Source organism: Bacillus sp. OV166 (genome assembly GCF_900177675.1).
Lineage (GTDB): Bacteria > Bacillota > Bacilli > Bacillales > Cytobacillaceae > Neobacillus.
In genome coordinates this window covers 4403954-4426748 of sequence record NZ_FXWM01000001.1, presented here as the reverse complement: position 1 = coordinate 4426748, position 22795 = coordinate 4403954, and the positions used below count along the sequence as shown (strand labels likewise).

The window sequence follows — 22795 nt, the reverse complement described above, 5'->3', positions numbered from 1 at the left end:
ATTATTCTTTAATGAATTCTTTTGTACTTCGTATGGTATCAATTGGACGAACCAATTTCTCGATTTGTTCCCGTTTTGGTTCTAGGAATGGCGGTAATGATAATTTTTCACCTAGTGTTTCGTAGGGCTCATCTCCCATAAATCCTGGGCCGTCAGTGGCAAACTCAAATAGAATCTGCGGTGCAACTCTTGTATAAAGTGATCCGAAAAAGTAGCGATCGACGAATCCAGATGTTTGGAATCCAAAGCTCTCCATATGTCCAATCCATTCTTCTAGAACGGAACGATCGTCGACACGGAATGCCGCATGATGTACCGTCCCAAATCCTTGGCGTGCTTGAGGAAGAACCGCATTATATTCGACTACTACCTGAGCGCCATTGCCGCCTTCACCTACTTCAAATAAATGAAACGCCCCTTCTTGTGCAATCTCTTTAAATAGAAGAACTTTTTCCATCATTTCTTTAAAGTAATCAAAATTAGCGACACGAGCAAAGATCGGGCCTAATCCAGTAATAGCATAATCTAAAGGAATCGGTCCTTTTTGCCATGGGGTACCGGCTGCAACACCATTATTATTTTCATCTGAAATCAATTGGTATTGCTGGTCATCAAAATCAACAAACGACAGTGTTTTTTTACCAAATTGCTCTTTAATTCCTGTATGTTTTACCTCTAAACGGTCAAAGCGTTTCACCCAATATTCGATTGCCGCATCAGTTGGGACACGGAAGGAAGTCTTTGAAATCTCATTGGTACCATGGACCCCTTTAGGAATGCCAGGAAAGTCGAAAAAGGTCATATCGGTTCCAGCACTGCCAATATCATCAGCAAAGAATAAGTGATAGGTTTGAATATCATCTTGGTTAACGGTTTTCTTAACTAAGCGCATCCCTAATACATACGTAAAAAACTCATAGTTTTTTTCTGCGCTGCTCGTAATGGCTGTTACGTGGTGCATACCTTTTAATCCATTCATAATGAATCCTCCAATTTATCCTCTATTTTGATTATTTATATTCAAATAGACTTATTTATTAAGTATCTTCTAAACTAATTTGAAATATTATCTTAAAACTAATTATCTTTAATTCGAGATAAATATAACATGAAATTAATAAACTGTCAAAAAGTTTTTCCTTAAAATTTTCTCAATTACCTTGTTACTAATGATGTAAATCACAAACAAACAGTTTTGGAAGTGTTAACTTATTAATGAGAATAAATATCAAAAGTAATTTGCAACAGTGAAGGAGAATCCTGATATGAGTGAAATCATTAATAACCGTGAACAATTAACTAGTGAATATACAGAACGTATAGCGATACTAAAACAACTTTTTATTGATCTTCATAATGGACGAAATCTTGATGAGGTCAAAGCACATTTTGATGCGTTTATCGGGAAAATAACCATCGATGAAATAACCCAGTTACAACATGATTTTGTCGAAGAGGGAAGTATATCTGCTGCTGAACTTAAGCATATCTACAACCAGCATTCAGCCATTTTTCAAGGAACGATTAAAGAAGAAGACCATCAAAACGGAAGACCTGAAGACCAGGCAGGTCATCCAGTTCATACCTTTAAACTCGAAAATCAAGAGGTTGATAAGCTGTTAACAACCAAGCTTCAAGTACATTTAGAGGAGTTGGACAAAGAAGATTCAGCTGAAAATATCTATAAGCTATTCGAAGATATTAATCTCTTGCTTGATATTGATAAGCATTATAGTCGTAAAGAGAATTTGATTTTTCCTTATTTAGAAAAGTACGGGATTTTCGGCCCAACGACAAATATGTGGAGAATCGATGATTTTATCCGGGATGCGATTAAGGATGGCAGGCAAAAGCTTGCCCATTATCACGGCGACAAGCAGGCTGTTATCGGAGTTTTAAATTATGTGATTGAACAAGTAGCAGGAATGATTTATAAAGAAGAAAACATTCTCTTCCCTATGGCTTTGAAGAATTTAACAGAAGATGAATGGGTCAAAATTGCTCATGAAAGTGATGAAATTGGCTTTTGTCTGATCGCTCCTGCAGCAGAATGGAAGCCTGAAAGAAAAGCACTAAATGAACAGGCAATCTCTGAAGGCTATATTAAGATGGAAACCGGTATTCTTTCCTTAAAACAGCTAGAGCTCTTATTAAACCATTTACCCGTTGACATCACCTTCATTGACCAAGATGATGTGGTTCGGTATTTTTCACACGGAAAAGAAAGAATTTTTGCGCGGACGAAAGCAATTATTGGTCGTACCGTTCAAAACTGCCACCCGCCTAGAAGTGTCCATGTGGTAGAGGAACTGTTGGCAGATTTTAAGTCCGGCAAAAAAGAGTCTGAGGAATTTTGGATTAAGTTCAAGGATAAGTATGTCTATATCCGTTATTTTGCTGTTCGGGATGAGGACGGGAAGTACATTGGCACCCTTGAATTCACGCAAAATATTGACCCAATCAAAGCAATTGAAGGGGAAAAACGAATTCTAGAATAATATATAAAAACTGTCATCCACCGATGAGATCAATCGTCGAGAAATGGCAGTTTTTTTATAGATTGGTCATATTTTCATTGTTTGAATTTACGACAATTCGAGACAAATACAGAGTTGCGTCACTCTTAGTGTCGATAAAAAAGCAGGGCAATTTCACAAAGCTGTAACAGGTTAACCGGAAAAATGGAAGAAAACGGAGATAATAAGAGTATAAGAAGTTCCAATGACAGTCTCATTCAAAAAAATTTTACGAGGAGGGAAACAATGAAACAAAAATGGATTGCTTTGCTATTGGCTGGAGGAAGGGGAAGAAGATTAAACCTGCTAACAAAATCACTAGTTAAACCAGCAGTACCATTTGGTGGGAAATACCGAATCATTGATTTTGCCTTAAGTAACTGCAAGAATTCCGGAATTGAGAACGTTGGAATTTTAACGCAATACAGACCTTATGTTTTGCATTCACATCTTGGCCATTGCAATTATTGGAACTTGTATAATCGATATGGGGGCCTAACGATTCTCCCGCCATTTCAGCGCAGTAACTCTGGGGTAGAATGGTATGAAGGGACATCACATGCTGTCTTTCAAAATATTGAATTTATTGAGCAGCATAAACCTGAGCATGTGCTCATTCTATCTGCTGACCAAATCTATAAAATGGATTATTCTTTGATGCTTGAGCAGCATATTGAAACAAAAGCGGACTGTACCATGGCTGTCGTAGAAGTTCCGTGGGAAGACGCGAGCCGCTTTGGTCTCGTAAAAATTGATGATGAAAGCTATAAAATTATCGATTTCGAAGAAAAACCGGAAAATCCGACCACGAATTTAGCATCGATGGGTATATATATTTTCAAATGGTCTGTTTTAAAAGAATACTTGCTACAAGAGGAGCAAAAAGAATTTACTCATAGCGATTTTGGCAAGGATATTATTCCTTCGATGCTAAGTGCAGGAATGGAGTTATTTGCCTATTATTTCAATAACTATTGGAAGGATGTAGGCACCGTTCGTAGTTACTGGGATGCCAATTTAGATCTTTTGCATAGGGAAAGTAACATCTTCCTCCAGAATCCTGAATGGAGAATCCATACCGTCGAAAGTAATGCGCCCCCGTTATTTGTGGATGAGTCGGCTAAGGTTCACCAATGTTTACTGAGTGAAGGCTGTGAAATTTACGGTACGATCGAAAAGTCCGTTGTGTATAGCGGTGTGAAGATCGGAAAGGGGGCGCGAATTAAAAACACAGTCATCTTGCCAAATACCATTATTGAAGAGAACGCATGGATTGAAAATGCGGTCATTGGCAGCCAAACGGTAGTCAAGAATGGTGTCATCATTGTCTCGAAGGATCCCGATGGGCATTTAATGGTTGTGGGAAATAATGTAACAGTCGACCCGTCGATTCATGATATTGGATCCAAAAACAATGTGTTAACCGTATCTTCCTAAGAAAATATCTTGATGCTTGTAACACTCGATTATCGGTTCCCTTCCCTAATAAATGAATAAAAAATTAACAATTATATATTTTCAATTATTAAAATGGTAAACTAGTAAAAATATCTTTTATACAAGGGGAAGGTTACGATGATTAAAGCGATTTTTTTTGATTTAGATGATACACTGCTCTGGGATCAAAAAAGTGTGAAGGAGGCTTTTGCTGCTACGTGTAGAGTAGCTGAGGAACGGTATGGGGTCGATGCGGACCAACTCGAAGAGGCCGTTCGAGAGGCAGCAAGGAACATTTATACTTCCTATGAATTTTACCCTTTTACGCAAATGATTGGGATTAATCCGTTTGAAGGGTTATGGGGTAATTTTTTAGATGATCAGGATGATTTTAAAAAGATGAAGGAAATGGTTCCTACCTATCGAAAGGACGCTTGGACAGCTGGTTTGAAATCATTGGGCGTGGATGACACCGATTTTGGATTCGAGTTAGCTGAACGGTTCCCGCAAGAGCGCAGAAACCTGCCGTTTGTCTATGAGGAATCATTTAAAATTCTTGATACGTTAAAAGAGAATTACCAGTTGCTGCTGTTAACAAATGGTTCACCCGATCTACAAAAAACAAAACTAACCATAACACCTGAACTGGTTCCATATTTTGATCAAATTGTTATTTCAGGGGATTTCGGCAGAGGGAAGCCTGATCCGACCATTTTTGAACACGCACTCTCGCTTATGTCGGTTCAAAAGGATGAGGTCCTTATGGTGGGGGATAATTTAATGACAGACATTCTAGGAGCGAATCGGGCAGGAATCAAAACGGTTTGGATTAACCGTCATGACAAAGCCAGAAATGAAGTTATCCCTACTTATGAGATTACCCATTTGGAAGAACTATTTCCATTATTAGAGGAATTAAAGAAAAAATAGAAAAAACAAACAAGTTGAAGATTGCCGTATATATAGGGAGTTTCCTATATATACGGCAATTTTTTGTATAGATGAAAATGGTGTGCAACAATTATGGTAATTATTTTTCTAGAAAAGTATTGATGAGAAAAATGAAAAATATATCATTATCACAACTATTTACCAAAAGCTTATTAAATAGGTTGAAAAATAAACATATCTTCTTTCGAAATTATCAAACTAATCTCAAAAATAGGTTGAATTTTTCTCAAGAGGATAGTAATATTATTCTCGGAATATATCATTATATAGATTTTTTTAGAATTAATTATTTAGGAAGAGAACATCTAGGCGGGAGTAGCTAATATGCAAAATAAATTACCATTTTCAAGGTATTTCGTTATAGGAGTAATGTTGTTTGCCTTGTTTTTCGGGGCAGGGAATTTAATTTTTCCAGCAGCACTTGGTCAAAATGCAGGGTCAAATGTGTGGATGGCGGTGACAGGCTTTTTAATTACCGGAATTGGGCTTCCGTTTCTTGGAATCCTGGCAATCGGGTTCTCGGGGAGCAAGAACTTAGAGGAGCTGGCAAGCAGGGTCCACCCGCTATATGGGGTTATTTTCACATCGATTCTTTATTTGACGATTGGGCCATTTTTTGCCGCACCTAGGACGGGCGCAGTAGCCTATGATATTGGGATCTCACCGTTTTTAAGTGAAAGTTTTGGTCAAATTGGATTATTTGTATTCACTGGTTTGTTTTTTATTGTGACCTTGTGGTTTTCATTAAACCCAGCAAAGCTTGTGGACCGTGTGGGGAAAATCTTATCTCCTGCTATTATCATTTTAATTTTTATCTTATTAGTAATGGTTATTTTCAAGCCACTCGGTTCAATTGAGGCACCACAAGCAACATATGCAAACGGGGCGTTCATGAAAGGATTTATGGAAGGTTATAACACAATGGATGCACTTGCATCGCTTGTATTTGGGATCATCGTTATCAATTCAATTCGTTCGATGGGTGTAACGTCTACACGAGGTATCCTTATAGCATCAGCTAAGTCTGGACTGATTGCGACCATTTTTCTTGGAATCATCTACGTTGGCGTTGCTTATTTAGGGGCGTCAAGCACAAGCGCGTTCGGACTTTTTGATACTGGAGGTCCTGTTCTGGGGAAGGCATCTTCCTATTATTTTGGAACATTTGGTACGGTTATGTTGTCGGTTATTATCATACTCGCTTGTCTAACAACGAGCATCGGCTTGATGACAGCTTGCGGCGAATACTTCCATACACTGGTACCGAAAATCAGTTACAAAATGTGGGTGCTTTTCTTTTCGCTCATTTCGTTTGTTATCGCAAACTTTGGTTTAGCGAATATCATTAATTTTTCCATACCTTTATTAATGTTTTTATATCCATTGTCGATTGCCTTAATGCTGCTGACTTTTTTGTCCAAGCTGTTTAACCATTCACGGATTGTTTATGTATCTGCTATTTCAGTTACCTTTATGATCAGTATTATCGATGGGCTTAAAACATTCTGCGATCTGGTTGGCATCAATTATTTTGGGTGGCTAGCGCAGATTGTTTCGTTTTATGATCGAGTATTGCCTTTTTATAACAATGGGCTCGGCTGGCTGCTGCCTGTTTTGGTTACCATCTTAATAACAGGGATTTTTGTCAGTGTGCAGAATTTCTCCGCATACCGCGTAAAGAATAAGACTGAAAGTGCCTTATAGCATTGTAAAAACATCAAAAAATAAAATTAATCCTAAATACCTATTTGCATTCCTTACTAATCTCTGTTATAGTAAGGAAGAATTATTTTTGTTAGTCGGTAGGATAATAAGTGCTAAACTTTCTGTCTTGAAGATCTGAGCAAGGATAGTAACACAATGTGTGCACAGCACACGAGGAGGAAACAACAAATGGAACAAGGTAAAGTGAAATGGTTTAACGCAGAAAAAGGATTCGGATTCATCGAACGCGAAGCAGGAGACGATGTATTCGTACACTTCTCAGCTATCCAAAGCGAAGGTTTCAAATCTTTAGACGAAGGTCAAGCTGTAACATTTGAAGTAGAACAAGGTCAACGTGGACCCCAAGCTACTAACGTTCGTAAAGCATAATAAGACCCAAAATATAAAAAGACTCTCTTTATGGGAGTCTTTTTTTGTTGGTAAAATTCGGGGCAAATAAAAAACCCTACTCTGCAGTTGAGTAGGGCGGTCTTATGAAAACGTAAAGTAAATGGTAAACAAAGTATAGCATACATTCCTTCCAATCCCTAATTTTTTTAAATTGATAGAAAATTACTAACTATAATTCCTTTATAAGTTCATATAGGATGAATATTTAAGGTGAAGGTTCAATAAGTTAAGAAGTAACTCGGGTTTGTTTTTGATAACGTGTTTTTAAGATTCCTGTTGGCTTTTCCCAAAAGTAAGGCAAGTGGACAGTATTTTGATTGAATATTTCTATTAATTCATAAAAATTCTTCATTTCATATAAATTAAAGGCGACACCATTTTCGGTTTTTACCTGAAAATAACGTGTTGTTGTGTTATTTTCACCTGCAGATTCTCTTTCGTAATAGTGGGTTTCGGTAACCTGCTCCCAGGCGTAGTCGTTTACAAAGATTCCTTTTCGCTTATTAATGATTGTGACAGTGAACCCTTTTTCACGACAGGAAACGGTGGTGTCGTTGCCAAAGTATCGCATCCACAAAAAAATGACAACTCCAATCACAAAGAAAATCGAACCGATCCAAATATTGAGAAACATGAATCCAATCCCTATAACACCAAAAATGATTCCAAAAACAACGGAAGATTTGGAAGACGTTTTATTCGAAAATTCTCTGTTAATGAAAATCCCCCCTTTAGTAAGAAGGGTATGCAGTCCTTGGTTTTAAATGACTGGACGTGCCTTACAGACTATATAAAAATTAAACGACAAAAAACTGCATCCCCCATTTTGAGGTGACGCAGTTGTTTAAGCAGAAAAATTTCAGTTTTTTAATATAGATCGTTGCTCTTCTGTGTTCAATAATTGTAAAAGCTCTCGAACAGCATAGGCAAAACCATCTTCGTCATTAGTCTTTGTGATGATATCGGCTTTTTGCTGAACATGGACAGGGGCATTTCCCATGGCAACTGAAGTGGTAGCTACTTCAAACTGGGCAAGGTCATTGCCGCCATCCCCAAAAGCGATTATTTCATCAAAAGAAAGATTCAACATTTTTTGGTAACGTAATAGAGCTTTTCCTTTATGTGCTTCGTTTGAAGTGATTTCCACATTATTTGGAAATGAGGAAGCGATCGAAATATCAAATTTCCCTGCTAATGCCGCTTTAACCTCTGCTATCATTTCTATTTGCTCCGGGTGTACCAAGGCAATAAGTTTATAGATTTTTAGATTGTCTTTTTTAAGAATTTCATCATAATTGAATTCTTGAAAAAGGGTATCGAGCTCTTGTTTACTTTTCCCATGCAATGGAGGCAATGTCGAGGGAAAACCGCCATAATTGGTGTAAACCAAAATACCAACGCCGAGTTCTTTTAATATCGTAAAAATACTTTTATAGGTTGAAACTGTTAATGTAGCCTCGTACAGCATTTCTCTCGTTTCTGAATATAAAACGGAACCATTGATACAAAAAATCGGAATCTCCATATTTTGAACGGCTTTTAATTTAATGACATCAGCGTAAGCACGACCTGTGTTCAAAATAAGGCAGTGGCCTGAGTCCTTCAATTCGTTTAAGGCCTTCACATTCTCCACGCTTATTTCATGCTGAGAGTTTAATAAGGTACCATCTAAATCGATTGAAATACATTTCATATTTGTCATATTTCCTTTCCATTCCATCATAAAACTACTATAGCAGATTTTAACCCGAAAATGTGTTTCCAAATTTATGTTGGTGCCTGACACCATTTTACACGAAAGGATGTTTGGATATTTGCCATGATCGTTGAATTAACTTTTTTATCTTCTATAATGAAAACAATAACTTAATGGAGGATGTATTTTTTTTAAAATCCTCACGTTCCTTTTTCACGAATCGTTTTTACCGATTAAAAGTTAAGGGGTGACTGGTGATGATTTTGAGAAGTAGCGAAATTACTGGATTTCTAAATCATTTTGATAAGTATGCTAATTGGGATGGGACGAAATATTTTCTTACCTTAAATACAGTCAGTCCGAATGGAACGCTTACGATTATGAAGTATCCTGATGGAAAGTTTACCTACCACCGAAAAAACGAACATTATTGGGACATTAGAGAAATAGATATTGAATTAGAAATGCTCTCGGACATTATTTGGGGATTTAGGAAAACCATTAATAAACTTATTTTAGAAAGTACGATCGTCCTTTAATTGTTCTGATAAAGCGAAGCCTTTGACCCTTCAAGGGCTTTTTTTCTGATCATTTTCCTTACAGATGGAAAGTATTTTTTCGGGAATTATTGGTTAATATAAAGTCGAGGTGATGGAATGGCTACGGCAAATATTGGCGATGTTATTTCCTTTAGTCGTGAAGGAAAAAATCATGAAGGTGTCGTTTCTGGTATTAGGGAAAATTCTGTTATGGTCCAATATGGTTATTCGAAAGATAAGGATGAACCACTTACTACCATTGTAAACCATAAAAATTACAAAATTAAGAAGTCGAAAAGTTGACCCACCAGGTTTACATAATAGTTTGATATAAACCCCTAAATGTAAAATAAGCCAGAAAAAACTTAAGTGAAAAGAAAAAATGATAAGTACAAAATTCGAGTGAGGGACTAAGTCTCTACTCGATTTTTTTTTGTGATAAAAGTAGTTAAATGATAAATTCAGAAAAATTAAATTATTAATTAACAAACGGAGGTGATAATAATTGGAATGATTAGCTTTATGGGACTCATTGGGGGCGGAGACCATCATTCCTCTATTTTTGCAGCGGATGCGGGAATTTACGGCCGTTGAGGCAGGTATAGCACTATTACCGGGTGCGCTTATTAGCGGATGGATGGCACCGATTATATTTATTAATAAAACAGCAGAGAACGCTTAAGAACAAATTTCTTTGTTTATTAGCGTTCTTTTTTATTAAGCTTTTTCCGTTATGTAAAAAATAACGAACGAATGAACCTACAAATAAGGTTCATAATAAGTAACAAAAAGGAGGGGAAGTATGGACCAGAAGTATAATACGGATGATGATGCCAATATTGAATTAAAGAAGACGTTAAGCAAAAGTCTGCCCAGAAGTAATCCAAACATGAGTGAGGCAGAGCAGAAACTAAAATTTCAAAACAAGAAGAGCTAACGGACGATCATAGTGCATCCCCTTTTACTTGGAGGTGAGATAATGCCAAAGAATAATCCAATTGAATATACTGGGAAAGTTCTAGACCAGAGAAATGACCTTACAGGTCCAGATGAAGGGAAGGCTTCCTATCCAAATCGACCAAAGCATGTTCCAATTCAGGACCCAGCCAGCAATAAAGGTAAATAATTTATGAGGGTACTGAACGGAATTTCTTAGTTAGACTAGAAAGGAGGAATAGATCTTGGAAGCGTCTTTGAATATTGGCGAGATGGCCCCAGACTTTTCATTATCGGCGACGACAACAGAAAAGATTGCCTTGTCTGATTATCGAGGGAAGCAAAACATAGTTGTTGCCTTTTATGGAATGGATTTTACACCCGGCTGAATTAAGGAAATATCCTCTTGGAAAGAGGATTACAAACGATTCGAGCAATTAGATGCTGAAGTACTAGCTATTAGTGTGGATCATATCCACTCCCATAGAGTTTTTGCAGCGAGTATGGGAACCCTGCCATATCCTTTATTGTCAGATTGGTTTAAACAAACGGTAAAAAGTTACTATGTACTTAACGAAAAAGGCGGAACGGCGATTCGTTCAGTCTTTGTGGTGGGTAAAACTGGCGTGATAACCTACATAAACACCTCATTTAAAGCTGATAAAAAAGAAGATTATGAAGCGGTTTTTAAAGAACTTGAAAAGTTAACAACCCAGTGAATTGAAATAAAGTGTCAGGCACCCAATAGGCCTGACACTTTATTATTTCTGCTTAATCAGTAACTATGAAACCTCTTTCAAGGAAACCTTCAATGACTTCACTTATTTGGTAGGAAACTTGAGGCGAATCATAATTTTCAAAGGCATGTTCACAACTGTTTTTATAGTTCATGGTTTCATCATAATGGGCCATATGGCGGGCAATGTCTTGATCATTATCTTTGCGTTCCTTTTGTCTCTTAATAACCGTATCGCGGTCGGCATAAATGAAAAAGCGCATGACACGATCACCATACATTTTCTTTAATTTTTCTGTTCCCTCAGGATTTAATGTTAGGTAGACAAGGGTATGGGATTCAAATGCCTTAACAATATCCTCTTCGCGAATGCCATAGTGTATTCCATCGATGTCAACGCTTTCAAGAAATTCCTGGTTCTCTTGCATTTTTTTGAACGTTTCATCGTTAATAAAATGGTAGTCTTCCCCATTTTTTTCGTAATGACGAGGAGAACGAGTCGTGTATGAGAGCACCGTTTCCATATCAAACGCGGTCGCAACCATTTTGGCAACCGTTTTTCTCCCTGAACCATCTGGTCCTGTGTAAATGAATAGCTTTTCTTTATTTTTGATTTTATACATAGATAACCTCCTGAAAATGGATTATATAAAAAAGAATCTACCTGACGGCAAATGCTTTTTAGTATTACACCATAAAATGGTTGGATTGGGATAATTTAATTATAACAGATAGATAGAGAATGGAAAGTTTGACCTTTTTGATTTTTTTTGTGAATTGCGTTGTTCCTTTAATATATTCAATACTAAGCAGTCCGATTGCATCTACGTCTTAAGTCTGAGGGGAAAATCAAGCTCAAGCGCAATTATGAAAAGGATTGAAAAAAGGTAAGATGAAATCAAGATAAAGAACGAAGGAGGAAAATAACATGAAAAAATTTGGTTTACTTTTAGCCGGCGGACTTGCAGCGGTCATCTTACTTAAAACAATTGGTCCGATTATTGGGTTACTCGTAAGTCTAGCGATTCTTTACTTCATCTATAAACAATTTTTGAAGGCGGAATCAACAGGTTGGAAAATTGGGTTAGTCATCATCGGCTTAATTGTACTTTCAGCAACCATCCACCATATTCCAGCACTCATCGGAGTCGGAGCAGCTTATGTACTGTTCCTTGTTTATAAACAGTGGAATAAAAACAAAAAGCCGCCTGTGAACAAGGAATCCGATCCATTTGAAAATTTTGATAAACAATGGAATGAATTAAAAAAAAATTAATTTAAAAGGGGAAAAGTGAACAATGGCAAACTTATTAACTAAAATTAAAGATCTCATTATTGCTGATTTGAATGAAACGCGTCAACACAAAGAAAAACAAAATCCGATTGATTTGCTCAATCAATACCTTCGCCAATGTGAGCAGGAGACGGAGAAGGTTGGCAAGCTTATCGAACGTCAATCTAGCTTAAAGGAAGAATTTACAAGAGAATATCATCAATCAACTGAGCGAGCAGAAAAAAGAAAGTACCAGGTAGAGATTGCTTCAAAAGCAGGAGAAACAGAGCTTTATCAATTTGCTTCAGCGGAGCATCAACAATATATAGAGCGTGCAGAGCGCCTGAATGCTTCTCTTGCACAAGTGACTGAGCAGTTAACTGAATTAGAAAGAAAGCATGAAGAAATGAAGCAAAAGTTAAAGGATATGCATCTTCGACGGATGGAATTAATGGGCCGGGAAAATGTAACACGGGCTAATATTAAAATAAATCAGGTATCAGAGTCAAATTCATATTCGGACCAATTTACATCAAAGTTTAAGGATATTGAAAACTATCTGGAACGATTAGAACACAAGGTGAACCATTCCTACTTCCAAAGTATTGATGCACGGGTGGAGCAGTTAGAAAAAGAAATGAATAAACAGGATGATCATCCTGTAAACCTAACAAAAGAATAATCATAAAAGGGCAGTGATTTAGGAATCACTGTCTTTTTGTTGGATCAAAAGATAAAAACATGAAACAGAAGGGCTTTATTACGTACAAAACTTACCGAAAGAGCAAGAGATTTGTCCATCATAAGCGGGATAAAGGACAAAACTCACCGAGAGAGCAAGAGATTTGTCCATCATAAGCGGGATGAAGGACAAATCTCACCGAGAGAGCAAGAGATTTGTCTAGCATAAGCGGGATGAAGGACAAAACTCACCGTGAGAGCAAGAGATTTGTCTATCATAAGCAGAATGAAGAACAAAGCTCGCCGCAAGAGCATGGGGATTACTTTCGAATCTCCGCCTGAACTGCTTGATGCCATGGTGGTGGCTGTAATACTTGCTGTCACAGCGGCTTGTTGAGCCTGGATCAAAATTTCCATAGTAATATTCAAAGTCGTTTTAGCAGCATCACCCAAAGTTGCTAATTGACCCCTTAAAAAAAAGGGCGTTCAATATAAAATTGATATCTTTATTCTATTTAAACATTTTATCTTGATCTGGAAAGTTATTAATTTAGAAAACCTACGTATATGTAGTATGAATAATTAAGAATCCAGTTATTAGGAAGAGGGGTATGTATCATGTGGCATTATCTCAATAATGTAAATGGTCCTTTTAATATTTATAGTTACTTTGTAGGTTCGAATCCGGTAACTTCCGTAAATCCCACACCAATTTTTCCAAAAATAAATAAAACGGCATTTTTAAGCCCTTTTACCTATATTGTCGGCGACGTTACGATTCGGAATAATACGTATGTCGGTCCCTTCGTCAGTATCCGCGCAGATGAAGGGACGCCTTTCTTTATCGGAAGCAACTGTAATTTGCAGGACGGAGTAATCCTTCATGGCTTAAAAAACAAACATGTAGAGGTTAATAATAGGAAATATTCAGTCTATATCGGCGATGAGGTATCATGTGCCCACGGAGCATTGATCCATGGTCCCTGTCAGATTGATAAAAAGGTATTTATCGGTTTTAAGGCAATTGTTTATCATGCCCAGGTCGGAGAAGGAAGTTTCATCGCCTCGGGGGCAGTTGTTACTGGTGGAGTAACGCTAAGGCCTGGCAGCTATGTTCCACCAGGCGCTCATATTGATAATCAGAAAAAAGCCGATTCCTTATCAAATGTTCCTAAAAATGAACAGGAATTTGCCCATGAGGTCCAGCGGGTAAATCAAGAATTTCCATCTGCTTATTCGTTTGTTTTTGGAAAAAATCGCTGTACTTGCGGTTTATCGTGCTAATCAATGAATTTAATAAGGGGAAAATTAACTTTTTGAAGGTTTTAGATCATATTTTGTTGAAATAAGTACCTAAAGAAAGAATTTTTGGGTGAGGTGGGAGAATGAACGATATCCAATTCGCGTTTATTGATGAATCTGGTGATTATAGTTTTGATTTTGAAAATAAAGATGTTTCGACCCACTTTATTATCGTTTCTATTCTAGCAAAAGAGTCAAATAAAGAGTTGTTAGAACAGGAAGTTGAAAAGGTGAGACAAAAATACTTTCAAACCGACGAAATGCATACTGATAAAATTGATAACCCTCATCTAAGAATTCAACTATTAAATGAACTAAAGGATTTACCGTTCAATATTTATGCTTATGTCGTCGATAAAAGAAAAATTAGAGAAGATAGCGGCATCACGTTTGAAAAGACGTTTATCAAATTTATGAATCGGTTAATCTATGATGACTTAAATCGAACGTTTGACCAACTGGATCTTGTGTTAGTGGAACAAGGAACGAAAGAATTCATGACTGAATTTAAAACGTATATAGCAGAAAAAAGTGTTCCAGATTTATTTAATTATTCCACCTTTGGGTTTAATCACAGTAAATCAGAAATAATTCTTCAACTGGCTAATTTAATCGCTGGGACGATTACAAAAGGTTACGATCAAACCCAGTACTCGGAACATTATCCGCTTTTTCATAAAATCATCAAAAAGAAAATCATCGCCATTAATTTATGGCCGCAAAACTATAAAAACTATTTACATGATTACATATCAAGGAATCAGGACTCTCAATTTGATGAGGTTATTTTTAAACAATCGGTTAATTTGGCCCTTCAATATCTTGAAAAGAATAAAAAGAGTGAGGATGCGGATGAAAAAATTAGGATAGATTTACTCAAGTTCCTGTTATTTAATCTGCGAGAAAATCCTAATGAATATGTCTATACCCAAGAAATTTTAGATAATTTAAATGCAATCAGAGTGAACAAAATTAATCATCATTACTTTAGATCGAACATCGTTTCCAAACTTCGTGATAGTGGGCTGTTAATTGCCAGCAGCAATAAGGGATATAAACTGCCGGTTTGTTTAACAGACTTATATGATTTTGTTCATTTATCGAGCCTAACCATACACCCGATGATTCAAAGAATATCCAAGTGTCGAAATCAAGTTCTACTTGCCACCAACAATGAAATTGATATTCTCGAAAACAACGAATATGAATATCTTAAAAAAATTATTGAATTGGAAAAATTAGCGGTTACTGAATAAAAGGTCGGTCCCTACTAAGGAAACTTCAGTGGGACTGACTTTTTTTGTTTTATTTATAAAACGATTTATAAAACGCATCTATTTACCTAATTTACTGGAAAGTTTGAATTTGTTAAAATATTACTGAGTGTTTAATACCTATTGTTAACATAAATATAAGATTATTGTGCTATAGTTGTTTCGATAGACCAATCCGCCATTCTTCAAAATTATCCAACTGTGGTATGAGGAATAATAACTAAAGGTTCGGGACATCATGAGGAGGGTTTCTATGAGTTTACAAATATTCGACATTTTACAATTAGAGATTATGAAGGACGCTAAAGTACTATCTGGTTCAAAATTAATCACCGAAACAGTGGTTAAATGGGTATCTGCAATCGAAATGCCTGTCGAGAACTTTGTTCGAAAGAATGAATTTGTCTTAACAACTGCCATCGGCTGTGGCCATAGTCTTGAGGAATTTGAAAAATTTGTTAAGGATGTCATTAATTCTGAGGCATCCGCATTAGCCGTTGCATTAGGAAGATATATTTATGAAATTCCCAAAGAAGTCATCGAAATGGCAGAAAAGAATAATTTTATTATTATTGAATTGCCATGGGAAGTCCGTTTTTCGAGCGTAATAGAAGCGGTTATGGTGAAATTAAATCATGTCTCCAATGAAGAAAGTCGGAGATCAGAAAAAGTTCAGCAGGAGCTATTAAATTTAATTTTAAAAGAGGCAGATCTTGCTTGTATATCAACTTATTTAAATGAGCATTTAGGTTTCCCTGTAATTATCACTGATCAAACCGGTACAATTCATGCACAAAGTAAAGAGATTCCCAATCTATTAGAAAACTGGAAGGGGTACGTTGTCAAAGGAATAATCCCTGCTATGAAATCTGTGTCATTATCCCCTCATGATCCTATGATTCAAAAAATCCAAAAGATAAAAATAGAAGAGCACTGCATTGTACAGCTTCCAGTAATACAAGTCTCAGGGAATACACAAAATTATCTGTTTGTCATACTGGCTTCTGATATCATTTTGGATAGCTTTTTAACTCAAAATACTGTCAATGTCCTGGAGCATGCTGTGACAACAATAGCTCTATGGTTTTCAAGGAAAAATGCAGTTGAAGAAACAAAAATAAAGTTGCATGCTTCTTTTATTAACGAACTGATTAATGGGGAATATAATTCATGGGAGCAGGCAAATTCAAGGGCTGAAATTATTGGCTATAATCTTAAACTTCCATACCTTTGTATAATTGGTGCTCCCGAAAATTTAAAAGAACTTTTCAAGAAAAGGAAATTAACGGTAGAAGCTTATCAGCAATGGGCTGATAGCATGATTCATTACATTAAAGAAGAAATCTTCTATGCTGCACAAGCATTAAATAAAGAAGTAATGATTACATACCATGAGGAGAAGCTGCTGGTTTTTCTTGAACATTCGCTAGATAGTAAGAATGAAAGTATCACGAACTTTTTAGATCTTGTGGATCGTCGAATGAGAAATTTATTGCCAAACGTGATAATTTCTTGGGGGATTGGTAATTACAATGAGGGAATTACAGGTTTTAAAGAAAGTTATCAAAATGCTAAAATTGCATTAAATATAGGCAGGAATAAAAAAGGGATTGGTCATCGGGTTATGTATGAAAATACCCGTATCGACCGTTTACTGCTAAATCTCTTTCAAAACCCAGATATGAAAGAAATCATTATGTCCACCATTGAACCTCTCGTAGAATACAATATACAGCGTAATCTTGACTTAATAGAAACGATTAGTACATATAATTATTATCAAGGGAATGTAAGCCAAACAGCAAGAGCACTATTTTTACATAGACAATCTTTACTCTACCGTTTAAGGAAAATTGAAGAATTAACGGGACTTTCCCTTGTGGATCCCGATGATTTGTTTTTATTAGATTTAAGCATAAAAACATGGAAAATGGGATGTTAATACCAAGAGATAATACTATCTAAATACAAAAAAAGCCAGCTACCCTAGCTGACTTTTTTTGTATTTAGATAGTTTATTGTTTAAATTGGCTAAAATTATTAAATAAATTCATACAAAATTATCATTGTTGAATAGAGAGTGTTTAACTAAAATATAAATAACGCTCTAATGTTTTAAAAATTCAAATTATTTAATAATTTTCGAAAGGAAGTGACTTCTATTAATACGTATGTTGAACTATTACCATCTTTATTAAATGGAGCAAAGGTTACATTGCAAGTCCTTGTGTTGTCTATCATTTTTACCTACTTAATTGCATTTATTGCAGGTCTTGGAAAGCTATCTAAAAATAAAATGATAAGGGGAATTAGTACGTTTTACATTGAAATATTCCGGGGAACCTCACTGCTTGTTCAATTGTTCTGGATATACTTTGTACTGCCATTTTTCGGCATCGAATTATCTGCGCTTGCGGCAGGTGTGATTGCTATGTCTTTATGCTACGGTGCTTATGCATCAGAGATTGTTCGCGGGGCAATTCTTTCTATTCCTAAAGGTCAAATGGAAGCAGCGATTGCCTTGAATTTGACTCCTTTTCAAAGAATGAGGAATATTATTCTCCCCCAAGCAATAAAAATCATGCTTCCCGGTTTTGGGAATATATCGATCGAATTAATGAAGGGAACTTCACTTGTCTCTTTAATAACGCTCGGTGATCTAACGTATCAGGCCCTAACCATGCGTAATACCTATGTGGGACAAACAACCGAAATCTTCACATCATTGCTCATAATTTATTTTTTCATTGCCCTGCCTCTTATTATAGTGGCTCGTTGGCTAGAGCATAAAACTTCTCTAGGAGGTGTTTAAAATGAATATCTTTGATTTGGATTATGCTTTGGAGGTATTTCCAGTTATCTTTGATGCAATGTGGACTACATTGGCAGCAACTATTGTTGCATTTGGATTAGCTATGATACTAGGCCTAGTATTAGCAGTACTTCGCCGATCACCATTCAAACCACTTACATGGCTCGTGATTGGGGTAAGTGAATTTATCAGGGCAACTCCGCCGCTCGTACAACTATTCTTTGTGTTCTATGTGTTACCATTTTACGGCATATCTTTATCCCCTTTTGTTGCTGGAACACTTGCATTAGGTGTTCATTACAGCACGTATTGTGCAGAGATTTATCGTTCAGGAATTAATGCTGTTCCACGTGGACAATGGGAGGCTGCAACAGCCCTTAATTTCACTCTCAGCCAGAAATGGACGAAGGTAATCCTTCCACAAGCCATCCCGCCTATTATACCAATGCTAGGTAACTATCTAATATCAATGTTTAAAGATACCCCAATACTTTCAGCTATCACTGTGGTTGAAATGTTGCAAACGGCAAAAATTGCAGGTTCTGGCTCATTTCGTTATTTGGAACCATTCACGATTGTCGGATTACTATTCTTACTACTAAGCTATCCATCCGCACTACTCATTAATAAATTAGAAGGGAAACTGAATCGAAGAATAATAGTGAAAAAAGGAAAAAAATCTAAACAAAAGGGAGTGGCGGCATAATGCTGGCAGTTAAAAAACTCGAATTTATTGAGAAATTAGCAGTGAACACAGTAACTCCATTAGTTTCATATAAACAGGTAAGTAAATCATTCGGTGATATTAAGGTAATTCGTGAGTTAGATTTCGCTGTATCTCCAGGTGAAAAAATGGCGATTATTGGACCAAGTGGATCAGGCAAAACAACCTTAATCAGGCTTTTAATGACATTGGAGCAACCTACCTCAGGAGTTATTGAAATTAACGGTGAGCCTCTCTGGCACAAAGAGGTGAAGGGGAAACTGGTTAAAGCAGATGAGAAGCACTTACATAAAATGCGAGGACAAATTGGTATGGTGTTTCAGCAATTTAATCTTTTTCCACATATGACGGTTTTGCGAAACTGTATCGAGGCTCCAGTAAATGTGCTTGGAATGAGCAGAAAAGATGCTGAGGATCGATCGAAAGCCATGTTAGAGAAGGTAGGGTTAGGGAGTAAATTAAATAACTATCCTGCTCAATTATCGGGTGGACAACAACAGCGTGTTGCTATTGCGCGTGCGCTAGTGATGCGTCCAAAAATCATGCTGTTTGATGAACCAACGTCAGCTCTTGATCCAGAGCTAGTTGGTGAGGTACTTGATGTGATTCGAGAAATTGCTGCTGAGGGTGATATGGCTATGATATTAGTAACCCATGAAATGGACTTTGCAAAAGATGTTGCCGATCGAGTCATCTTTACGGATGGCGGGAAAATCGTCGAACAAGGACCTCCACAAGAGGTCTTTGAAAATCCAAAAAGTGAGCGTCTTCAGGCCTTCTTAAAAAGAATGAGATAGCAGTCAAAAAGATCCCCTTAGTTCCGATAAATCATCGGCCTAAGGGGATCTTTTTGTTCTATATAATGTTTTAGCAGAAACATTGGCTGTTTCTATACATTACGATTTACAAAGTTGTTCCGTTGTCATATCACCAGGGAGTTCGTTTTCAGAGAATCCAAAGGGACTAATAATTTTTAGTAATTCTCCAGAATCCTTTAACTTTTCCAACTCTCCATTAAAGGCATCACGGAATTCAGTATCTTCTAAACGGAAGGCAGATCCTCCAAAACCTTGAGTTGGTTTCCCATCAATAATTGGCTGTTTAAAATCCTTTACTCTATCAATATCCTTACTTCCAGCACTTTCTAACATCGCTTCCAATGAAGGACCTGTCATCGTAATGGCATCTACTCGATTCGCAAGAAGGGCTTGTACAGCCGATGGAATATCTGGAATGATTGTGATTTGTTTGTCTGAAATCCCTGATTTCTTTAAATAATCATGTTCAATTGCACCCGCCATGACACCGACTTTAGCATCAGGATTTGACTTAATATCTTCGTAGCTTGTTAGTCTAAGTGGGTTATTTGCTTTTACTCCTAATGCTGCCCCAATGGTGTATTCTGGATTTGCGAAGCTTACTTGTTCACAACGATCTGGTTTAATAAACATTCCAGCTGTAATCATATCAAATCGCTTGGCTTTGAGGCCAGGAATTAATGATCCAAATTCTGTAAGGACACCTTTCACCTCTTTGACTCCTAAATTTTTTAATACTGCACGGGTCACCTCAACTGCCTCGCCAGTAATCTTTCCATTACTATCTTGATAAGCATAAGGTTTCTCATTTGCAAATCCGATCGTAACAACGCCATTACTTTTTACTTTTTCTAAGGTTGACTGTGATGAGCCATTTGTTTCATTTGATACTGAGTTGGTTCCTTGACAGGCAGTCAAAACTAGCAACATAAGCATGCCTAGAATAGAAAGTAGTTTTTTCATTTTTTTCCTCCTATTATTTTTCTGATTTTTCCGAAACTTAACCTAAGTGTAGCTTTTCAACTATTTATTGACTATTGCCAAAATGTCGAAATTGTTAGTTGTTTTTTCTACATTTTGAAGTTGGAAACTATTAATTGTATTGATGGTAAATTCTTAATAATGTAAAATTTGAAAATACCGATATTACCTTTGTTACACCTTCATATTTACATTTATCTATGTTGAAAAATAATTTTTTTGGGGTTTTAAGACAAGTGCTGACAATACAGGATGTTCTGGATCTAGATATATTACGTGGGGCCAAAGTAAGAACAGCAGTAAACAAGTTGTCTAAACAGCCAGTAGAATGGGTTTCTATTATGGATATTCCTGTAGAAAATTATATTCGTAAAAATGAATTTGTTCTTAATACCGGTGCAGGTTCAGGCAATGACATGGAAGTTTTTCATCAATTTGTTGAAAGTGTCTATGATTCAGGTGCCTCGGCCCTTGCAATTGCAAAAGGTAAGTATATTAGTGAAATTCCGAAAAGCGTGCTTATGTTTGCAGAAGACAAGGAGTTTCCAATTATAGAAATCCCGTGGGAAATACGCTTTGCTGAAATTTCCCATTCCATTATGAATAAGATAAATAGAGATCAAAACAAAGAAATGCAAATAGTTGAAAACATCCAACAAACGCTTTTGAATATGATACTGAGCAATCAAAATCTATCAAAGATCGCGGATTTTGTGGGAGAAAAATTAAGTCAGTCTCTCATTATTGTTGATAAAGCCAATGTAATTAAAGGAAAAAGTATGAATGCGAAGGATTTAATTGAAAAATGGAATCATCATACGTCTACCAAAGAAGTTGTCTCGCGAATATCGTTAATGAATAGCCAACATCCACTGCTTACTAGAATCGAAAGAATTAATCTCTTAAATAGTGTTATTTTACAAATCCCCATCCAGTCGACGAATCGACTTCAAGGGTATCTGAACATTGAAATTAAAGATGAAACAAAAGTAGAGTCCTTTCTATCTATACAAAATGTTACTGTTCTGGAGCATGCTTCTACTGTCCTTGCGATGTGGTTCCTTCGTGAAAATACGATTGAAGAAATAAAAATGAAACTAAGAGGGGATTTTGTTTGGAGTCTAGCAGAGGGGGATTTTTCCAGCTGGGACCAAAAAATTTCACAGGCAAAATCGCTTGGCTATGTATTGGAGCTTCCCTATATTTGTCTAATCGGGACTCCTGAAAACTTAAAGGAGCTCTATCAAAGAAATTATTCAGATACATCCTACGAACGATGGAAAGAAAGCATGCTTCTCTATATTCAGGATGAAATTTTTCTTGCTGCTAATATGGCAAAGCAAAAGGTAATGACGACAGATCATCGAAATGACATTATTTTATTTGTAGAGTCTTCATTTACAAGTAAATTTGATAAAGTACATAACTTTCTTGATTTATTAAATCGACGCTTAAATAAATTATTACCCGGGGTAATTTTGTCTTGGGGAATAGGCAGATGTCACGAGGGCGAGAAAAGGTTTTCAGAGAGCTTTATCGATGCTCAAAAAGCTTTGCATATAGGTAGAAAGAAAGACGGGGCAGGCAGTTGTACAAAATATGAGGATACAAGAATGGAACGTGCGCTATTAAGAATTGCGAATGATAAAGAGATGAGTGAGATTGTCAATCATACGATCCAATCCCTTATAAAGTACGATGAACAAAAAAACGCAAACTTAATTGAAACAGCAATGGTTTACAATGCAAATCAAGGGAAAACAAGTCAGACGGCAAGGGATCTACATCTACACCGGCATACCTTACTTTATCGATTGAAGAAAATCGAGTCATTAACTAATCTTTCGTTATTCGATCCAGAAGATAGATTCCTGTTAGAATTGAGTATTAAATTATGGAAGCTAGGCGAGGCTTCGGCAGAATAGAAAAGAAAAGGAAAACTTATTTAAGGACAGGCATTTTTGCCTGTCCTTTTTGCATGGTGAAAATAATACCAAACTTCAA

25 protein-coding genes are annotated in these 22795 nt (G+C 36.5%); 19 read left to right on the top strand and 6 right to left on the bottom strand.

Annotated features, from left to right (window positions below):
* Window position 1: 1 nt before the first annotated feature.
* A complete protein-coding gene (locus tag CCK98_RS21660) occupies window positions 2-979 on the bottom strand; it encodes a ring-cleaving dioxygenase (protein WP_088088479.1) in 978 nt (325 codons plus the stop codon).
* 286 nt (window positions 980-1265) lie between these two features.
* Here CCK98_RS21660 and CCK98_RS21655 point away from each other — a divergent pair, with 286 nt between their 5' ends.
* From CCK98_RS21655 to CCK98_RS21635, 5 genes are all read left to right on the top strand, one after another.
* Window positions 1266-2498, top strand: coding sequence for a DUF438 domain-containing protein (locus tag CCK98_RS21655; protein WP_088088478.1), 1233 nt, complete (start codon window positions 1266-1268; stop codon window positions 2496-2498).
* A 264-nt stretch (window positions 2499-2762) separates the two neighbouring features.
* The gene (locus tag CCK98_RS21650; RefSeq protein ID WP_088088477.1) at window positions 2763-3953 is read left to right on the top strand and encodes a glucose-1-phosphate adenylyltransferase; all 1191 of its coding nucleotides are present in this window, start codon (window positions 2763-2765) and stop codon (window positions 3951-3953) included.
* A 138-nt stretch (window positions 3954-4091) separates the two neighbouring features.
* On the top strand, window positions 4092-4883 hold the full coding sequence (locus CCK98_RS21645; RefSeq protein ID WP_088088476.1) for an HAD family hydrolase: 792 nt from the start codon (window positions 4092-4094) through the stop codon (window positions 4881-4883).
* 345 nt (window positions 4884-5228) lie between these two features.
* Window positions 5229-6608 carry a branched-chain amino acid transport system II carrier protein gene (gene brnQ, locus CCK98_RS21640; protein WP_088088475.1) on the top strand — a complete coding sequence of 460 codons (1380 nt, stop codon included), beginning with the start codon at window positions 5229-5231 and terminating at the stop codon, window positions 6606-6608.
* Window positions 6609-6797: 189 nt separating this feature from the next.
* Complete coding sequence (locus tag CCK98_RS21635) at window positions 6798-6998, top strand: cold-shock protein (RefSeq protein WP_007083691.1); 201 nt, start codon at window positions 6798-6800, stop codon at window positions 6996-6998.
* A gap of 247 nt (window positions 6999-7245) precedes the next feature.
* On the opposite strand, the gene CCK98_RS21630 is transcribed toward CCK98_RS21635, so the two are convergent.
* On the bottom strand, window positions 7246-7653 hold the full coding sequence (locus tag CCK98_RS21630; protein ID WP_088088474.1) for a hypothetical protein: 408 nt from the start codon (window positions 7651-7653) through the stop codon (window positions 7246-7248).
* A 225-nt stretch (window positions 7654-7878) separates the two neighbouring features.
* Window positions 7879-8721: an HAD family hydrolase gene (locus CCK98_RS21625; protein ID WP_256942438.1), complete on the bottom strand. Its 843-nt coding sequence runs from the start codon at window positions 8719-8721 to the stop codon at window positions 7879-7881.
* 251 nt (window positions 8722-8972) lie between these two features.
* Between CCK98_RS21625 and CCK98_RS21620 the strand changes: the two genes are divergently transcribed.
* From CCK98_RS21620 to CCK98_RS21605, 5 genes are all read left to right on the top strand, one after another.
* Entirely contained in the window at window positions 8973-9254 is a 282-nt protein-coding gene (locus tag CCK98_RS21620; RefSeq protein WP_088088473.1) for a hypothetical protein, read from the top strand.
* A gap of 117 nt (window positions 9255-9371) precedes the next feature.
* Window positions 9372-9557 carry a DUF2187 family protein gene (locus CCK98_RS21615; RefSeq protein ID WP_088088472.1) on the top strand — a complete coding sequence of 62 codons (186 nt, stop codon included), beginning with the start codon at window positions 9372-9374 and terminating at the stop codon, window positions 9555-9557.
* 499 nt (window positions 9558-10056) lie between these two features.
* Entirely contained in the window at window positions 10057-10191 is a 135-nt protein-coding gene (locus tag CCK98_RS36510; protein ID WP_256942437.1) for a hypothetical protein, read from the top strand.
* A 42-nt stretch (window positions 10192-10233) separates the two neighbouring features.
* Entirely contained in the window at window positions 10234-10380 is a 147-nt protein-coding gene (locus CCK98_RS35570; protein WP_179195893.1) for a hypothetical protein, read from the top strand.
* An 82-nt stretch (window positions 10381-10462) separates the two neighbouring features.
* A complete protein-coding gene (locus tag CCK98_RS21605) occupies window positions 10463-10909 on the top strand; it encodes a redoxin domain-containing protein (protein ID WP_256942583.1) in 447 nt (148 codons plus the stop codon).
* A 52-nt stretch (window positions 10910-10961) separates the two neighbouring features.
* Here CCK98_RS21605 and CCK98_RS21600 read toward each other — a convergent pair whose 3' ends face one another.
* Entirely contained in the window at window positions 10962-11549 is a 588-nt protein-coding gene (locus tag CCK98_RS21600; protein WP_088088469.1) for a guanylate kinase, read from the bottom strand.
* Window positions 11550-11854: 305 nt separating this feature from the next.
* Here CCK98_RS21600 and CCK98_RS21595 point away from each other — a divergent pair, with 305 nt between their 5' ends.
* Complete coding sequence (locus tag CCK98_RS21595; RefSeq protein ID WP_088088468.1) at window positions 11855-12202, top strand: flagellar basal body rod protein; 348 nt, start codon at window positions 11855-11857, stop codon at window positions 12200-12202.
* A gap of 22 nt (window positions 12203-12224) precedes the next feature.
* Window positions 12225-12881 (top strand): PspA/IM30 family protein, encoded by a 657-nt coding sequence (locus CCK98_RS21590; RefSeq protein ID WP_088088467.1) that lies wholly within the window; start codon window positions 12225-12227, stop codon window positions 12879-12881.
* Between the two features lie 170 nt (window positions 12882-13051).
* Here CCK98_RS21590 and CCK98_RS21585 read toward each other — a convergent pair whose 3' ends face one another.
* Window positions 13052-13333, bottom strand: coding sequence for a hypothetical protein (locus CCK98_RS21585; RefSeq protein ID WP_088088466.1), 282 nt, complete (start codon window positions 13331-13333; stop codon window positions 13052-13054).
* Window positions 13334-13498: 165 nt separating this feature from the next.
* On the opposite strand from CCK98_RS21585, the gene CCK98_RS21580 reads away from it, so the two are divergent.
* The 6 genes from CCK98_RS21580 to ehuA all read left to right on the top strand — a co-directional run bounded on the left by CCK98_RS21580 (window position 13499) and on the right by ehuA (window position 19789).
* Complete coding sequence (locus CCK98_RS21580; RefSeq protein ID WP_088088465.1) at window positions 13499-14164, top strand: carbonate dehydratase; 666 nt, start codon at window positions 13499-13501, stop codon at window positions 14162-14164.
* 101 nt (window positions 14165-14265) lie between these two features.
* Entirely contained in the window at window positions 14266-15438 is a 1173-nt protein-coding gene (locus tag CCK98_RS21575) for a DUF3800 domain-containing protein (RefSeq protein WP_088088464.1), read from the top strand.
* Window positions 15439-15709: 271 nt separating this feature from the next.
* Window positions 15710-17398 (top strand): PucR family transcriptional regulator, encoded by a 1689-nt coding sequence (locus CCK98_RS21570; RefSeq protein ID WP_088088463.1) that lies wholly within the window; start codon window positions 15710-15712, stop codon window positions 17396-17398.
* 210 nt (window positions 17399-17608) lie between these two features.
* The gene (gene ehuC, locus CCK98_RS21565; protein WP_373408507.1) at window positions 17609-18268 is read left to right on the top strand and encodes an ectoine/hydroxyectoine ABC transporter permease subunit EhuC; all 660 of its coding nucleotides are present in this window, start codon (window positions 17609-17611) and stop codon (window positions 18266-18268) included.
* Between the two features lies 1 nt (window position 18269).
* Window positions 18270-18974 (top strand): ectoine/hydroxyectoine ABC transporter permease subunit EhuD, encoded by a 705-nt coding sequence (gene ehuD, locus CCK98_RS21560; protein ID WP_218780166.1) that lies wholly within the window; start codon window positions 18270-18272, stop codon window positions 18972-18974.
* On the top strand, window positions 18974-19789 hold the full coding sequence (gene ehuA, locus CCK98_RS21555; protein ID WP_088088462.1) for an ectoine/hydroxyectoine ABC transporter ATP-binding protein EhuA: 816 nt from the start codon (window positions 18974-18976) through the stop codon (window positions 19787-19789). Before ehuD ends, ehuA begins: the two co-directional genes overlap by 1 nt.
* Before the next feature lie 99 nt (window positions 19790-19888).
* On the opposite strand, the gene ehuB is transcribed toward ehuA, so the two are convergent.
* A complete protein-coding gene (gene ehuB / locus CCK98_RS21550; protein ID WP_088088461.1) occupies window positions 19889-20773 on the bottom strand; it encodes an ectoine/hydroxyectoine ABC transporter substrate-binding protein EhuB in 885 nt (294 codons plus the stop codon).
* Window positions 20774-21027: 254 nt separating this feature from the next.
* On the opposite strand from ehuB, the gene CCK98_RS21545 reads away from it, so the two are divergent.
* A complete protein-coding gene (locus tag CCK98_RS21545; protein WP_179195892.1) occupies window positions 21028-22716 on the top strand; it encodes a PucR family transcriptional regulator in 1689 nt (562 codons plus the stop codon).
* The last annotated feature ends 79 nt before the right edge of the window (window positions 22717-22795 follow it).

Bases quoted from the DNA above. Each gene is read 5' to 3' on its own strand.
- CCK98_RS21620 (WP_088088473.1), top strand. From the start codon at position 8,973: ATGATTTTGAGAAGTAGCGAAATTACTGGATTTCTAAATCATTTTGAT.
- CCK98_RS21570 (WP_088088463.1), top strand. From the start codon at position 15,710: ATGAGTTTACAAATATTCGACATTTTACAATTAGAGATTATGAAGGAC.
- CCK98_RS21630 (WP_088088474.1), bottom strand. From the start codon at position 7,653: ATGTTTCTCAATATTTGGATCGGTTCGATTTTCTTTGTGATTGGAGTT.
- CCK98_RS21655 (WP_088088478.1), top strand. From the start codon at position 1,266: ATGAGTGAAATCATTAATAACCGTGAACAATTAACTAGTGAATATACA.
- CCK98_RS21590 (WP_088088467.1), top strand. From the start codon at position 12,225: ATGGCAAACTTATTAACTAAAATTAAAGATCTCATTATTGCTGATTTG.
- brnQ (WP_088088475.1), top strand. From the start codon at position 5,229: ATGCAAAATAAATTACCATTTTCAAGGTATTTCGTTATAGGAGTAATG.
- CCK98_RS21645 (WP_088088476.1), top strand. From the start codon at position 4,092: ATGATTAAAGCGATTTTTTTTGATTTAGATGATACACTGCTCTGGGAT.
- CCK98_RS21580 (WP_088088465.1), top strand. From the start codon at position 13,499: ATGTGGCATTATCTCAATAATGTAAATGGTCCTTTTAATATTTATAGT.
- CCK98_RS21600 (WP_088088469.1), bottom strand. From the start codon at position 11,549: ATGTATAAAATCAAAAATAAAGAAAAGCTATTCATTTACACAGGACCA.
- CCK98_RS21635 (WP_007083691.1), top strand. From the start codon at position 6,798: ATGGAACAAGGTAAAGTGAAATGGTTTAACGCAGAAAAAGGATTCGGA.
- CCK98_RS21575 (WP_088088464.1), top strand. From the start codon at position 14,266: ATGAACGATATCCAATTCGCGTTTATTGATGAATCTGGTGATTATAGT.
- CCK98_RS21615 (WP_088088472.1), top strand. From the start codon at position 9,372: ATGGCTACGGCAAATATTGGCGATGTTATTTCCTTTAGTCGTGAAGGA.
- CCK98_RS21625 (WP_256942438.1), bottom strand. From the start codon at position 8,721: ATGACAAATATGAAATGTATTTCAATCGATTTAGATGGTACCTTATTA.
- CCK98_RS21660 (WP_088088479.1), bottom strand. From the start codon at position 979: ATGAATGGATTAAAAGGTATGCACCACGTAACAGCCATTACGAGCAGC.
- ehuD (WP_218780166.1), top strand. From the start codon at position 18,270: ATGAATATCTTTGATTTGGATTATGCTTTGGAGGTATTTCCAGTTATC.
- CCK98_RS21595 (WP_088088468.1), top strand. From the start codon at position 11,855: ATGAAAAAATTTGGTTTACTTTTAGCCGGCGGACTTGCAGCGGTCATC.
- CCK98_RS35570 (WP_179195893.1), top strand. From the start codon at position 10,234: ATGCCAAAGAATAATCCAATTGAATATACTGGGAAAGTTCTAGACCAG.
- CCK98_RS36510 (WP_256942437.1), top strand. From the start codon at position 10,057: ATGGACCAGAAGTATAATACGGATGATGATGCCAATATTGAATTAAAG.
- ehuA (WP_088088462.1), top strand. From the start codon at position 18,974: ATGCTGGCAGTTAAAAAACTCGAATTTATTGAGAAATTAGCAGTGAAC.
- CCK98_RS21650 (WP_088088477.1), top strand. From the start codon at position 2,763: ATGAAACAAAAATGGATTGCTTTGCTATTGGCTGGAGGAAGGGGAAGA.
- ehuB (WP_088088461.1), bottom strand. From the start codon at position 20,773: ATGAAAAAACTACTTTCTATTCTAGGCATGCTTATGTTGCTAGTTTTG.